This window comes from Nocardia sp. CA-151230, from assembly GCF_050942175.1.
In the GTDB taxonomy this organism is placed as follows: domain Bacteria; phylum Actinomycetota; class Actinomycetes; order Mycobacteriales; family Mycobacteriaceae; genus Nocardia.
In genome coordinates, this window is record NZ_CP192061.1 from 8,103,258 (window position 1) to 8,116,990 (window position 13,733).

Annotated in this window: 12 protein-coding genes; 8 read left to right on the top strand and 4 right to left on the bottom strand. The window is 68.7% G+C overall.

Annotation, left to right across the window (positions count from 1 at the left end; genetic code table 11):
* Positions 1 to 92 precede the first annotated feature (92 nt).
* Positions 93 to 1,415, top strand: a complete 1,323-nt coding sequence (locus tag ACQP1O_RS38120; RefSeq protein ID WP_433563160.1) for a hypothetical protein — start codon at positions 93 to 95, stop codon at positions 1,413 to 1,415.
* On the top strand, positions 1,406 to 2,311 hold the full coding sequence (locus tag ACQP1O_RS38125; RefSeq protein ID WP_433563161.1) for an Abi-alpha family protein: 906 nt from the start codon (positions 1,406 to 1,408) through the stop codon (positions 2,309 to 2,311). Before ACQP1O_RS38120 ends, ACQP1O_RS38125 begins: the two co-directional genes overlap by 10 nt.
* A gap of 364 nt (positions 2,312 to 2,675) precedes the next feature.
* On the opposite strand, the gene ACQP1O_RS38130 is transcribed toward ACQP1O_RS38125, so the two are convergent.
* Together ACQP1O_RS38130 and ACQP1O_RS38135 are read right to left on the bottom strand one after the other, a co-directional pair.
* The gene (locus ACQP1O_RS38130; RefSeq protein ID WP_433563162.1) at positions 2,676 to 4,484 is read right to left on the bottom strand and encodes an ABC-F family ATP-binding cassette domain-containing protein; all 1,809 of its coding nucleotides are present in this window, start codon (positions 4,482 to 4,484) and stop codon (positions 2,676 to 2,678) included.
* Positions 4,485 to 4,611: 127 nt separating this feature from the next.
* Complete coding sequence (locus tag ACQP1O_RS38135) at positions 4,612 to 5,535, bottom strand: 4-(cytidine 5'-diphospho)-2-C-methyl-D-erythritol kinase (RefSeq protein WP_433563163.1); 924 nt, start codon at positions 5,533 to 5,535, stop codon at positions 4,612 to 4,614.
* A gap of 121 nt (positions 5,536 to 5,656) precedes the next feature.
* Between ACQP1O_RS38135 and ACQP1O_RS38140 the strand changes: the two genes are divergently transcribed.
* The 4 genes from ACQP1O_RS38140 to ACQP1O_RS38155 all read left to right on the top strand — a co-directional run bounded on the left by ACQP1O_RS38140 (position 5,657) and on the right by ACQP1O_RS38155 (position 9,636).
* The gene (locus ACQP1O_RS38140) at positions 5,657 to 5,863 is read left to right on the top strand and encodes a heavy-metal-associated domain-containing protein (RefSeq protein WP_433563164.1); all 207 of its coding nucleotides are present in this window, start codon (positions 5,657 to 5,659) and stop codon (positions 5,861 to 5,863) included.
* The gene (locus tag ACQP1O_RS38145) at positions 5,860 to 6,777 is read left to right on the top strand and encodes a hypothetical protein (protein ID WP_433563165.1); all 918 of its coding nucleotides are present in this window, start codon (positions 5,860 to 5,862) and stop codon (positions 6,775 to 6,777) included. Before ACQP1O_RS38140 ends, ACQP1O_RS38145 begins: the two co-directional genes overlap by 4 nt.
* Positions 6,774 to 9,014 carry a heavy metal translocating P-type ATPase gene (locus ACQP1O_RS38150; RefSeq protein ID WP_433563166.1) on the top strand — a complete coding sequence of 747 codons (2,241 nt, stop codon included), beginning with the start codon at positions 6,774 to 6,776 and terminating at the stop codon, positions 9,012 to 9,014. The genes ACQP1O_RS38145 and ACQP1O_RS38150 overlap by 4 nt, the downstream gene beginning before the upstream one ends.
* Positions 9,015 to 9,135: 121 nt before the next feature.
* Positions 9,136 to 9,636, top strand: a complete 501-nt coding sequence (locus ACQP1O_RS38155; protein WP_433563167.1) for an LpqN/LpqT family lipoprotein — start codon at positions 9,136 to 9,138, stop codon at positions 9,634 to 9,636.
* A gap of 8 nt (positions 9,637 to 9,644) precedes the next feature.
* On the opposite strand, the gene ACQP1O_RS38160 is transcribed toward ACQP1O_RS38155, so the two are convergent.
* The gene (locus ACQP1O_RS38160) at positions 9,645 to 10,244 is read right to left on the bottom strand and encodes a DUF4126 domain-containing protein (RefSeq protein ID WP_433563168.1); all 600 of its coding nucleotides are present in this window, start codon (positions 10,242 to 10,244) and stop codon (positions 9,645 to 9,647) included.
* Between the two features lie 123 nt (positions 10,245 to 10,367).
* Here ACQP1O_RS38160 and ACQP1O_RS38165 point away from each other — a divergent pair, with 123 nt between their 5' ends.
* Positions 10,368 to 10,850 (top strand): hypothetical protein, encoded by a 483-nt coding sequence (locus ACQP1O_RS38165; RefSeq protein WP_433563169.1) that lies wholly within the window; start codon positions 10,368 to 10,370, stop codon positions 10,848 to 10,850.
* Between the two features lie 252 nt (positions 10,851 to 11,102).
* Here ACQP1O_RS38165 and rsmA read toward each other — a convergent pair whose 3' ends face one another.
* A complete protein-coding gene (gene rsmA, locus ACQP1O_RS38170) occupies positions 11,103 to 11,984 on the bottom strand; it encodes a 16S rRNA (adenine(1518)-N(6)/adenine(1519)-N(6))-dimethyltransferase RsmA (protein ID WP_433563170.1) in 882 nt (293 codons plus the stop codon).
* Positions 11,985 to 12,205: 221 nt separating this feature from the next.
* On the opposite strand from rsmA, the gene ACQP1O_RS38175 reads away from it, so the two are divergent.
* A complete protein-coding gene (locus ACQP1O_RS38175) occupies positions 12,206 to 13,714 on the top strand; it encodes an alpha/beta fold hydrolase (protein WP_433563171.1) in 1,509 nt (502 codons plus the stop codon).
* Positions 13,715 to 13,733: the final 19 nt, after the last annotated feature.

Consider the following 13,733-nt stretch of genomic DNA (forward strand, 5'->3'; position numbering starts at 1 on the left):
TGGACTCGCTTACTTAATAGCCAGTAAGGTCCGAACCGCCGAGGGGTTGTCAACGCCAACGGCGGTGCGTTGCGGGTCGGCAGGAGGGTGTCGTGCTGGAAAGTGTTTTTGGGGTGCGTCCGACCATCCTCTTGGAATTGATCACCATCCCGTTGTTCACGGGTGTGATCGGCTATATCACCAACTGGACCGGTGTGCTCATGCTGTTCAAGCCGATCCGGTTCCACGGGTTTCGGCTGCCGGGGCTGGCGGCATTGTTTCCATTGCTGCCCAAGCGCATTCAGGTGCTGCCGTTGCTGCAGTACGACGGCGGGATCGGCTGGCAGGGGATCGTGCCGTCGCGGGCGGACAAGATGGCCAGCATCGCGGTGGACAAGGGGCTGGCGAAGCTCGGCAGCGTCGCGGATTTCTATCGGGAACTGGAACCCGACAAGCTGGCTGAACACTTTGTTGAAATTGCGGACCTTCAGATTCGCGACATTGTCGAGGACATCCTGAAGCGCGAACATCCGCAGCTCTGGTACAACCTGCCGACCGGTCTGCGCGAGATGGTCCACAGCCGGGTGCGCGAACAGTTGCCCGATATTCTCCGGGAACTCACCGATGAACTCGGGAAGAACATCGATCAGCTGCTCGACGTCAAGTCGATGACCATTCGCTACTTCCAGGCGCGGCCGCAGATGCTGAACTCGGTGTTCCAGGTGCTGGGCGCCAAGGAACTGCGATTCATGCAGAACTTCGGCTTCTACTTCGGTGCGCCCATGGGTCTGGTGCTGGTCGCCATCCTGCACTTCACCGGCTGGTCGTCGCTGGTGGTGCTGCCGGTCGGCGGGGTGATCATCGGCTGGGTGGTGAACTGGATCGGCATCAACCTGATCTTCGAACCGGCCTACCCGAAGTGGTGGTGCCCGTGGCGGCAGGGCCTGCTCATCAAGCGGCAGCCGGAGATCACCGAGGGGTATGCGGCCCTGGTGGCCAGCGAGATCATGACGGTCGCCAATATCGGCGACGAGCTGCTCAACGGGCCGCGCGCCGACCGCACCATGCAGATGCTCCAGGACACCCTCAAGCCGGCGGCCGACCGGGCGCTCGGACCGGCCCGGTCGGTGGTCAAGTTCGCCCTGGGCAGTCGCGAGTACGACTCGCTGCAGGACACCTTCACCTCCGAGGCGATGACCATCGCGCCGATCGCCTTCGCCGACCCGGCCTTCAATGTGCAGCAGGGCAAGCAGGTGCAGGAGTACATCGCCAAACAAATGTCGGCGCTGCCCCCGCCGGAGTTCGTGGACATGCTGCGTTCGGCCATCAAACAGGACGAATGGCTTTTGTTCGTCCATGGCGGCGCGCTGGGCCTGTTCGCCGGTTACGCTCACCTCCTGATCTTCGGAACAGGAGTGGCCACCTCATGGATATGACCGACCCGTCCACCGGTGGGCGCGCCGAATCAGGTTCGGGCGACGACGATCCCGCGGATACCGGCACCGACATCGCTGTTCGTGAGACCGCGCCGCTGCCGGTGCCGGTCGGCACGACCGAGCGCCGGGGCGCGGCCGGGCCGGTGCGCGCCGCCACCGGGGTGGTGCGGGTGGCGATGTCGGCCGCGGTCGAGGCGAGCTTCTGGAGCCTGCAGACCGCGCTGGGCGTGACCTCGGTGGTGCTGCGCGGCAGCATGGCCGGGCAGCCGCCGCGCGAGATCCTCTCCGATGCCGGTGCGCAGGTGCGGCATTCGGTCCGGCAGGCGCTGGGCGTGACCGCGCCCGAGGCCGCCGAGATCGCCCCGGAATCGAGTCCCGCCAGCGTGCTGCGCGCCCGCGGCGCCGAATTACTGCGCCGCTCCGCCGATTTCCACACCGAGGACGACAACCACCATCACACCGCCTACGCCCGCATTCTGGGCGAGCTCGCGCCCGACGAGGCGCGCGTGGTGCGGCACCTGTACCTGGACGGGCCGCAGCCCGCGGTGGAGGTGAAGAGCGGGCGGACCGCCTATCGCGGCGTTTTCAACCTGCTGGGCGAGGATGCGGCGCTGCGGTATCCGAACCGGATCGACGAATATCTGACGAATCTGGACCGGCTGGGCCTGATCGACATCACCCGCGAGGCACTGGGCAATCCGAACCGCTACCAGTTGCTCGAGGCCATGCCGGAGGTGCGCCGGCTGCTCAAGCGAGCGAGCTTCGGCACCAAGGTGATGTACCGCACCATCGAATTGACCTCGTTCGGTGCGGGATTCACCCGCACCTGCCTGCCCGTGCCGTCCCTGGACGCCCCCGCCTCCCCGGGACTTCAGCGGGCGGTTGGGGAGCCTTAGTACGCCACGACTCCCCCCGCCTCCCCGGGACTTCAGCGGGCGGCTGAGGAACCGTAGTACGCCACGCATCCGTGCCGCGGTCAGGTGACCCATTCCGCCTCCCCGGGACTTCAACGGGCGGTTGAGGAGCCGTACAAGCCACGCATCCGTGCCGCGGTCAGGTGACCCATTCCGCCTCCCCGGGACTTCAACGGGCGGTTGAGGAGCCGTACAAGCCACGCATCCGTGCCGCGGTCAGGTGACGAACCGATTTTGGACGTACCCGGCGAGTTACCCCGACCGTTACGAAATTCAGTTGTCGCCTTGGCATACGCAAGAAGCAGGGCGGGCGTGACCGGTTTGGCCGTACCTGTGTGAGGCTTGCTCAGGCGTTGTCGGCGAGTTCGAGCCAGCGTTCTTCTGTGGCTTCCTTTTCCGCTTGTACCTGCTTGAGTTCCGCACCGAGAGTGACCAGCTTGTCCGGCTCGGTGGCCGCCTCGGCCAGGGCCGCGTGCAGCTTGTCCTCGCGGTCGGTGAGTTTTTCCAGGGCGCGTTCCAGCTTGGCCAGCTCCTTGCGGGCCGCACGGTAGGCGGCCGAATCCGTCGCCGGGGCGGCGGAATTCGCGGTGGCCGGGGCGGCGGCCTTGGCCGGGGCGGCCGCCTTGCCCGCGGTGAGGGCGGCGCGCTTGCGCAGGTACTCCTCGATGCCGCCGGGCAGATTGGTGAGCTTGCCGTCGCCGAACAACGCCCAGGTGGAGTCGCAGATGCGCTCGATCAGGTAGCGGTCGTGAGAGATCACCACCATGGTGCCCGCCCAGCCGTCGAGCATGTCCTCGAGCTGCTGGAGGGTGTCGATGTCGAGGTCGTTGGTGGGCTCGTCGAGCAGCAGCACATTGGGCTCGGCCATGAGGATGCGGGTCAGCTGCAGTCGGCGGCGCTCGCCACCGGACAGGTCGCCGACCGGGGTGCGCTGCTTGGCCGGGGTGAAGCCGAGCCGTTCGGCCAGCTGGCCGGCGCTGATCTCCTTGTCACCCAGCATCATGCGCTGTGCCACGTCCTGGACCGCCTCCAGCACCCGCATGTTCAGCGGCAGGTCGTCGAGTTCCTGACGCAGCCAGCCGATCTTGACGGTCTGGCCCTGGATTCGCTTGCCGGACTTCGGGTCCGCGTCGCCGGCGAGCGCGCGCAGCAGCGTGGTCTTGCCCGACCCGTTCACGCCGACCAGGCCGACGCGCTCGCCAGGGGCGAGCCGCCAGGTCAGGTCGGTCACCAGTTCCCGGCCGTCCGGGGTGGCGAGGGTGGCGTCCTCGAGCTCGATCACCACGCGGCCCAGGCGCTTTCGCGCGAAGGAGGCCAGCTCGACGGTGTCGCGCGGCGGCGGCACATTCGCGATCAGGGCCTCAGCGGCCTCGATGCGGTAGCGCGGCTTGGAGGTCCGGGCGGGCGCGCCGCGGCGCAGCCACGCGAGTTCCTTGCGGGCCAGGTTCTGGCGGCGGGCCTCGCTGGCGTCGGCCTGACGGACGCGTTCGGCGCGGGCGAAGATCCAGTCGTTGTAGCCGCCCTCGTAGGTCTCGACCCGGCCGCCCTGCACCTCCCAGGTGCGGGTGGCGACGGTGTCGAGGAACCAGCGGTCGTGGGTGACGACCACCAGCGCGCTGCGGCGGTTCAGCAGGTGCTCGGCCAGCCACTGCACGCCCTCGACGTCGAGGTGGTTGGTGGGCTCGTCGAGGACCAGCAGGTCGAGGTCGCGGACCAGAGCGGCGGCCAGGGCGGTGCGGCGGCGTTCGCCACCGGAGAGGTTGGCCACGGGTGTGTCCATGCCGAGGTCGGCGATGCCGATGCCCTCGACCACGGACCGGATGCGCGGATTGGCGGCCCATTCGTGTTCGGCGACACCGTCGGTGCGCTGATCCTCGGCCAGGCCCGCGAGTACGACCTCACCGACGGTCGCGCCCTCGGGCAGCATGCCGCGCTGGGTGACGACGGCCATGCGCAGATCACCGCGACGGCTGACGCGTCCCGAGTCGGGCTCCTCGATTCCGGTCAGCACTTCCAGCAGCGTGGTCTTGCCGCCGCCGTTGAGACCGACGACACCGATCCGCTCCCCCTCCTGAACCCCGAGGGAGATGTTGTCGAGCAGCGGCTTGATGCCGAAGCTCTTGGAGACCGCTTCCAGGTTGATCAGGTTGGCCACTGGCCTGTCCCGCCTCTCCGTGCCATTTGCCGAACCGTAAGAGCCTACTCACCGCACGTCGCGGACCGGCGGTCGCGTACGGAGACACCTGGCTCGTACCCGATGAGTTACCCCGGACGTCACGAAATCAGTTGTCACCGGGGATTCGGCGCGCGCCCGGGACCGGACCGTGGGCGGTGCGCACGCTGCGGCTGACTCCGGCCCCCGCGAGTTCGGCGGCGACGGTGACCGCGGCCTCCTCGCTCTCGCACAGGAAGGCGCAGGTCGGGCCGGAGCCGGAGACGATGCCCGCGAGGGCTCCGGCGGTGACGCCCGCGCGCAGGGTGCGGCGCAGTTCGGGTTTCAGCGAGAGCGCCGCGGCCTGGAGGTCGTTGCCGAGCAGCGGGGCGAGCTGTTTGGCCTCGCCGGAGGCCAGCGCCTGCAACAGCTCCTCCGGGCTGCCGAGCCGCGGCGGGTCGCCGACTTCGCGCAGGCGGTCGAGTTCGCGGAAGACGGCCGGGGTGGACAGGCCGTCCTTGGCCAGGGCCAGCACCCAGTGAAAGGTGTTGCGGGACAACACCGGCAGCAGTTCCTCGCCGCGGCCGCGGCCGAGGGCGGTGCCGCCGTGCAGCGAGAAGGGGACGTCGCTGCCGAGTTCGGCTGCGATATCGGACAATTCGGTGCGCCCGAGGCCGAGTTCCCACAGGTCGTTCAGGCCGACCAGGGCCGCTGCGGCGTCGGCGCTGCCGCCGGCCATGCCGCCCGCCACCGGAATGCCCTTGGTGATGGCGAATTCCACCAGCGGGGCGCGTCCGGCCATATCGGCCAGCTTGACGGCGGCCTGCCAGACCAGATTGCCGCGATCGGTGGGAACCTCGTCGGCTCCCTCGCCGACAACCTTTACGCGTAGCGCCGAGGACGGCGAGATCTGCACGTCGTCGCTGAGCGATAACGCCTGGAACACCGTGGTGAGGTCGTGGTAGCCGTCCTCGCGCAGATCGCCCACCCCGAGGTGCAGGTTCACCTTCGCGGGCGCGCGCACGATGAGGGGGCTGGGCACAACTGAGAGCACGCGCACAGCCTAGTCGACAGATTTCCCGTTCGAGTACTTGCGCCAGGTACCCATGGGGGGTATGTTTCCGAGTGTCGGGGATACCCCCTCACCGTATGAACAGCGAGCGAAGGAGACCACCATGGCCACCAGCACCTACACCGTCACCGGCATGACCTGCGGCCACTGCGTCGGTTCGGTGCAGAAGGAGATCGGCAAGATCGACGGTGTCACCAGCGTGGATGTGGATCTCTCCACCGGCCTGGTCACGGTCGAGTCCGGCACCCCGCTCACCGCCGCCGATGTGGTCGCCGCCGTCGACGAAGCGGGTTACGAGGTGGCGGTGTGAACGATCGACTGAAGTTCGCCGCCTTCGGCGGCGGACTGGTCGTCTTGTTCGGAGCCGCGCTCGGCATCGGTGCCCTGGTGGGCGACCGGTCCGGCGCGGCCCCGGCCGAGGCCGCCCCCGACCACAGTCGGCACGAAGCCGCCGCGGCGACGGGCCTGCAGGACAGCCTCTCCGGCTACACCCTCGGCGATATCAGCGCTCCCGCCGCCCCCGATCAGCAAGGCGCACTGCAATTCCGGATCACGGGACCGCAGGGCACCGTCACCCGCTACAACGACCTGCACGAGAAGGACCTGCACCTGATCGTGGTCCGCTCGGACGCGAGCCAGTTCCGGCACGTGCATCCGACCCGGGCCGCCGACGGCACCTGGGCCATCGACTGGAAGTGGGCCGAACCCGGCAGCTACCGCGTGTTCGCCGACTTCTCCCCCGCCGGCGGGCCCGGCGAACTGGTGCTCAGCCGCACCATCGCGGTCGCGGGGAACGTGACCGGCAAGCCACTGCCGCCGGTCGCGAAGACCGCCGAGGTGGACGGCTACCGCGTCACCCTCAACGGTGACCTGACCACCGCGGGCAGCGAACTCACCTTCACCGTCACCCGCGGCGGCAAGCCGGTGACCGATCTGCAGCCCTACCTGGGCGCGTACGCTCACCTGGTAGCGCTGCGGGCCACCGATCTGGCCTACCTGCACGTCCACCCCGAGGGCGAGGTCGGCAAGACCGCACCCGGCCCCGATGTCGTCTTCCACGCGGCCGTTACCTCCCAGCCGGCCGCACCGAGTGACGGCAACTACCGCCTGTACCTGGACTTCCAGCACGGCGGCGCGGTGCACACCGCGGAATTCACCGACGAAGCATCCACTGCCGCATCCGATTCGGATGCGCCCGCCCACCACGGAGGAGGTCACTCATGAGCGCCCCGGCGTCCGAGCGTTCGATCGAACTCGATATCGGTGGGATGACCTGCGCCTCCTGCGCGGCCCGGATCGAGAAGAAGCTCAACCGTATGGACGGCGTCATCGCGTCCGTGAACTACGCGACCGAGAAGGCGAAGGTCAGCTTCCCTGAGTCGGTGACGACCGATGACCTGATCGCCAAGGTCGTCGACACCGGCTACACCGCCGCCGTGCACCTCACCCAACCGGTGAAAACCGCGGTGCCCGAATCAGATTCGGCCCCGTCGGCGGCGGATCAGTTGCGGCACAGGCTGCTGGTGACGCTGGCGCTGGCCGTGCCCGTGGTCGCCATGGGCATGTTCCCGCTGCTGCAGTTCACCAACTGGCAGTGGCTGTCGCTGACCCTGACCGCACCGATCGTGGTGTGGGGCGGGTCGCAGTTCCACCGGGCTGCGTGGGTGAACGCCAAGCACGGCGCGGCCACCATGGACACGCTGATCTCGCTGGGCACGCTGGCCGCCTTCGGCTGGTCGGTGTACGCGCTGTTCTGGGGCACGGCCGGCATGCCCGGCATGAAGCACCCGTTCAGCCTGGCCATCGAGCGCGGCGACTCGTCGTCGGCGCTGTACTTCGAGGTGGCGGCCACGCTGATCACCGCGATTCTGGCGGGTCGCTACTTCGAGACCCGGTCCAAGGAGAAGGCCGGATCCGCGCTGCGGGCGCTGCTGGAGCTGGGTGCGAAGGACGTGTCGGTGCTGCGGGCCGGCGTCGAAACCCGTATCCCCATCGGCGATCTGCGGGTCGGCGAGGAGTTCCTGGTTCGTCCCGGCGAGAAGGTCGCCACCGACGGTGTGGTGGTGAGCGGCAGTTCGGCGCTCGACATGAGCATGCTGACCGGCGAATCGGTGCCGGTCGAGGTGGGTCCCGGCGATCAGGTGGTGGGTGCGACCGTGAACGCGGGTGGCCTGCTGACCGTGCGCGCCACCCGGGTCGGCGCGGATACGCAGCTGGCGCAGATGGCTGCGCTGGTGGAGGAGGCGCAGAACGGCAAGGCTCCGGTGCAGCGGCTGGCCGATCGGGTGGCGGGCGTGTTCGTGCCGATCGTCATCGCGATCGCGGTGGCGGCGCTGGGCTTCTGGCTCGGCACCGGCGCGGCCGTGGCGACCGCCTTCGGTGCGGCGGTGGCGGTGCTGATCATCGCCTGCCCGTGCGCACTCGGCTTGGCCACGCCCACGGCTCTGCTCGTGGGCACCGGACGCGGCGCGCAGCTGGGCATCCTGATCAAGGGCCCGCAGGTGCTGGAGTCGACGCGGCGCATCGACACCGTGGTGCTGGACAAGACCGGCACCGTCACCACCGGCAAGATGACGCTCGCCGAGGCGATTCCGGGCGCCGGCGTGGATGCCGGCGAGCTGCTGTCGGTGGCCGCGGCCGTCGAGCACGGCTCCGAGCACCCCGTTGCCAAGGCCGTGGTCGCGGGTGCGGCCGAGCGCGGACTCGACACCGAGAAGGTGGAGCAGTTCGTCAGCCACGGCGGCAAGGGTGTGCAGGGTCTGGTCGGCGAGCGCGCGGTGGTCATCGGACGCGTCGAACTGCTCGAGGATTGGTCCATCGCGCTGCCGGAGTCCTTGGCGGACGCCAAGATCCGGGCCGAGCGGGCGGGAAGGACGGCCATCGTGGTGGCCTGGGACGGGCAGGCGCGCGGTGTGCTGGTCATCGCCGACGCGGTGAAACCCACCAGCGCCCAGGCGATCTCGGAGATGAAGGCGCTGGGCCTCACCCCGGTGCTGCTGACCGGCGACAATGCGGCCACCGCCCGTACGGTCGCGGATCAGGTGGGCATCGAGCAGGTCATCGCCGAGGTGCTGCCCAGCGACAAGCTGGACGTGGTCAAGAAGCTGCAGGACGAGGGCAAGGTGGTCGCCATGGTCGGCGACGGCGTCAATGACGCGGCCGCCCTGGCCCAGGCCGATCTGGGCCTGGCCATGGGCACCGGAACCGACGTCGCCATCCAGGCCGCCGATCTCACCCTGGTGCGTGACGACCTGCGCGCGGTGCCGACCTCGATCAAACTGTCGCGGGCCACGCTGCGGACGATCAAGGGAAATCTGTTCTGGGCCTTCGGTTACAACGTGGCCGCCATCCCGCTGGCCGCCGCCGGCCTGCTGAACCCGATGCTCGCCGGTGCCGCCATGGCACTGTCCAGCGTGTTCGTGGTCAGCAACAGCCTGCGACTGCGCCGCTTTCACGGATGAGGGACACCGATCGTTCGTCCCGCGATACCGACAGGGCCGCCCCGATCACCGGATCCGGGCGGCCCTTTCGCATCGTGTTGAATGGCGGGTGACCACCGCCGTCCCCTCGCGAGGAGCCCCGTTGACCACCATCGCCGAATACCTGGCCGCCGCCCAGATCGAGGCCGCCCCGGTCGACCCCGCGGCTCCCGGCGCCCCCAAGGTCGCCGTCGGCATTCCCGAAGGCTGGCAGCAGGTTCCGCCGAGCATGTTCCCCGGCTCCTACGGTGTCTGGACCCAGACCCCTGTGAACGGCTGGGCCGACAACGCCGTCGTGCTGGTCGCCACCTTCACCCCGCCCGTCGATGCCCGCGAACTGCTCACCCACGCCTTCGACGACGCCCGCCGACTCCCCGGCTGGCAGGACCTCGAAACCGACACCACCGACTTCGAGGGCTGGCCGTCCGCCGGCATCACCGGCACCTACAACGTCGAGCAGCTCACCCTCTGGGCCTACAACCGCTACATCATCGTCGAGTCCCACAACGGCCAGTACCTGGTCCAGCTCACCATCACCACCCGCAGCGACAGCGACGGCTCCGGCCCCACCACCTTGCTCCAGGGCCTGTCCATCTCGGCCTGACCCGCCGCCTAGCGCGACTCGAGCTTGCTCGAGCCGCGCCTGCCGCGCAGCCGTCGAACCGCCCGGAATGCCAACCGGCCCAGCCCGATCAGCACGATCAGCAGCACGATGAAGGCGACCAGCGGTACCACCAGCGCCAGAATCGTGAGAGCCAGCGAGACTCCGTCCTCGGCGGTGGAGACCACTGGATTCCCCACGCCCGCAGTCGTTCCCGTGACCAATGGCCGAGCCACCGTCCGACCGGCATGCACGCTCCCCGCGGTGACGGCGCCCAGGACGGCGGCGACCGCGGGCGGCAGATGCGAGGACAGACTGGTCTCGGCCGTGAACAGAATCGCCCCCGACACCGGAGCCACGAGCGTCCCGATGCCGTGCAACACCGAATCCAAGGCCGGGATCTTGTCCCCCACGAGATCGAGCACGAGCAGCACCGCGATACCGATCAACGCGGGAGTCGACGACAACCACCCGTACGAGCTCCCCAGATCGATCCACCCGACCCGATCCGCGACCCCCACCACCAGCAGCGGCAGCCAAGCATTCAAACCCGCCGCCCCCGACAGCCCGAAGGCCCCGAGAACCGCCCCTACAGCCGACGTGATCTCCATGACCCCAGTGTGAGGCCGGAAGGCCCGACAGTCGGCAATGCCGCGATCGACGAGTAGCGTGGAGTGGCGGTTTGCCGACCAGTTGCCTTATCCCCGCGGTATGCGTGAGGAAGGACGAGAGTCATGAAGCGAGGCGCACTGAAGATCGCGGCAGTACCGATCCTGCCGGTGTTGGCATTCTTGGTACCGGCAGGTCCAGCAACTGCGGACCCCCTGAATTTCGATTCGGCTCAGGTCACCGGTTCCACGCCGGGGTGCTCGGGCACGGTCGAAGCCCAGCTCTCGGCCAATCAGGGTCAAACGAGCGATGAGCCCTCGACCTCCGTCGACAGCTCGGCCACGGTGATGGTGAACTTCACCCCCGACACCAATACCCTCGACTCGTTGCTGGCATCGCCCGGAAGCTGCGAAATCTCCACCACGGTCACCATGCAGAACCTGGACAACGGCACGAGCAGGACCGAGACGAAAACCACCGAGTACGACAGCCATTACGGCTGGCACGCCGCCTTCTTCACCCTCGAAGGCTCGGGCCAGGTTTCCGCCCAGGTGAGCACGAACCCCAGCCCATCCCAGCTGACCATCGACGTCCCCGCACCGATCTGATCACGACCCAGCCCACCCGGACAGACCGGGTGCCATAACCGCGCACTGCCGGCAAACCGCGAAGAATCCCGCACGTTGATCTTCGGGTGACCGCGTCGACCGCTTCGGCCGGCGCGGTCACACACGGGCATGTGACGGAAAGGCGCTCAACCGCGCCGCCCATCTCGGGCCGCGACGCACGTGCAATCTCCGCGAAGCCCTGACCGCGCTGCGCGAGATCACCGCCCCCTACTGATCACCCGAGTCTCCGGCTCATGCCTGCTGGGCGAGGCGGACGTAGGCGGCCGTGTCGAGGGTTTCACCGCGGGCGGTGGGCGCGATTCCGGCTGCGGTGAGGCGCTTTTCGGCTTCGGCGGCGGAACCGGCCCAACCCGCGAGGGCGGCGCGGAGGGTCTTGCGGCGCTGGGCGAAGGCGGCGTCGATGACGGCGTAGACGCGCCGGCGGAAGGATTCGTCCTGGGGCCACGGGGATTCGGGGAAGCGGTCGATGCGGACCAGTCCCGATTCGACCTGGGGTACGGGCCAGAAGATCTGGCGGCCAACGGTTCCGGCGCGGCGGACCGTCCCGAAGAAGCCCGCCTTGACGCTGGGCACGCCGTAGATGCGGCCGCCGGGGGTGGCGGCGAGGCGGTCGGCCACTTCCAGCTGCACCATGACGAGAGTGGTTCGGATGCTGGGGAATTCGGCCAGCAGGTGCAGCAGCACCGGCACGGCCACGTTGTAGGGCAGGTTGGCCACCAGCGCGGTCGGCGCGGCGGGCAGGTCGGCGCGGGTGACCTTCATGGCGTCCTCGGGGACGACGGTCAGCCGATCGGCGAGCTCGGGGGCGCGGGCAGCGGCGGTCTCCGGCAGGTGGGCCGCGAGGGTCGGATCGATCTCGACGGCGATGACCCGGTCGACCACGTCCAGCAGCGCCAGGGTCAGCGAGCCCAGGCCGGGACCGACCTCGAGCACGGTGTCGTCGCGGTGGACACCCGCGGTGGCCACGATGCGGCGCATGGTGTTGGCGTCGTGGACGAAGTTCTGCCCGAGCTGCTTGGTCGGACGGACGCCGAAACGCTCGGCCAGCTCACGCACTTCGGCGGGGCCCAGCAGGGCGGCTTTTCCACGACCGGCGACTTCGGGTTCGGACATTCTGGAAAACCTATCAAGCTGCGTGCATCACCCGGCACCCGGTCACACCGCGAGGGCGATGGCGCGCGGAGTCTAACACTGAAGTTAGCTATGCGTTTGCAAACTTGCCCGTCCGAGCGTGGCGGCCGCGCGCGTCGGACCAAATCCGCCATGTCGCACGGTCTTTCACCAGGTATCCGAGTAGCGTCGCCCGTTGGGAACACAATCGTGAAGGAGAGTGCATGCCCGCTCGGCGGATTCGACGGCTCGTCCTGGGCGCGACGCTGCTGACCGCGGCGGTCACGCTGCCCGCGGGACCGGCGAATGCGGACGCGGCCCCGGGACTGGACCGTTTCTACCACCAGACACTGGAGTGGAAGCCGTGCGACAACGCGGCCCTCGACGCCGCCGGTGCGCGGTGCGCGGGCGTCCTGGTACCGCTCGACTACAACAATCCGGACGGTCGCACGCTCACCGTCGCGATCTCGCGCATCGCCGCCACCGACCCGGCGCGCCGTCGCGGCATCCTGGTCACCAATCCGGGCGGTCCGGGCGGCGCCGGCCTGGCGATGACGGTGAACACCCAGAAGGCCATGACCGCGGACGTACGCGCGCAGTACGACCTGATCGGCATGGACCCGCGCGGCATCGGCCGCTCCGACGCGGTCAATTGCACGATTCCGGTTCCCACCATGCTCTTCTCCGCCGGATTCGACGTGTTCGGCTATGCCCGCGACACCGCCGTGGCCGCGGCGCTGGCCACCGCGTGCGTGGGCACCGACCCGGAGAAGGCCCGCAAGATCACGACTCGCAATACCGCGCGCGACATGGACCTCATCCGAAGCCTCCTCGGCGAGAAGAAGCTCAACTATTTCGGCGCGTCCTACGGCACCTACCTGGGCGCGGTCTACACCCAGATGTTCGGCGACCACGCCGACCGCATGGTCTTCGACAGCGCCGTCGACCCGGACCGCTACTACGTCGGGCTCTACCAGGACATGGGCGCGATCAACGAGTACGCCCTCGACGACTGGGCGAAATGGGCGGCCCGCCACGACGATCAGTACCACTTCGGCAGCACCCCGGAGGCGGTACGCGCCTGGGTCGAGGACCTCATCCGGCGATCCGCGGGTCACGAGATCTACGGCAGCGGCTACCTGGTCGACGAACACACCATTCCCATGATGCTGCTGGCGCTGCTGCCGAGCCCACAGCTGAACCCCAACCTCGCCGACGTGCTCACCATGGTGGCGTCGGGCGTGGCGGGCGGCCCCATCGACATGGACGCGCTGAAGGCCAAGATCGTCTCCGTGGTGCCGCTGGAAGCCGCCGCCATGGCCGCCATCTTGTGCGGTGACAAGGCCGCGCCGCGCGATCCCGCCTGGTACTACGGCAATGTCGAGGCCGCGCGGCCGACGCAGCCGGTGTTCGGCGCGTTCGCCAACAACATCACCGCCTGCGCCTTCTGGCCGGACCCGGTGGAACCGCCCACCGAGATCCACAATGCGACGCCGGTGCTGATCCTGGCCAATGTCCACGACACCCGCACCGCATACTCGGAAGGGCTTGCGCTGCACGCAGATCTGACCGAGTCACGCCTGGTGACGCTGGCGGACACCAGGATTCACGGCGCGTTCCGGCCGGGCCTGAGTCCGTGCCTGAACAATATCGTGAACACCTACCTCGCCACCGGTGTCCGCCCGGAGCAGGACGTCGCCTGCGAACCCGATTTCAGCTGGTTCCCGCAGTAAGTCGTCGGGGGCCCGGGTT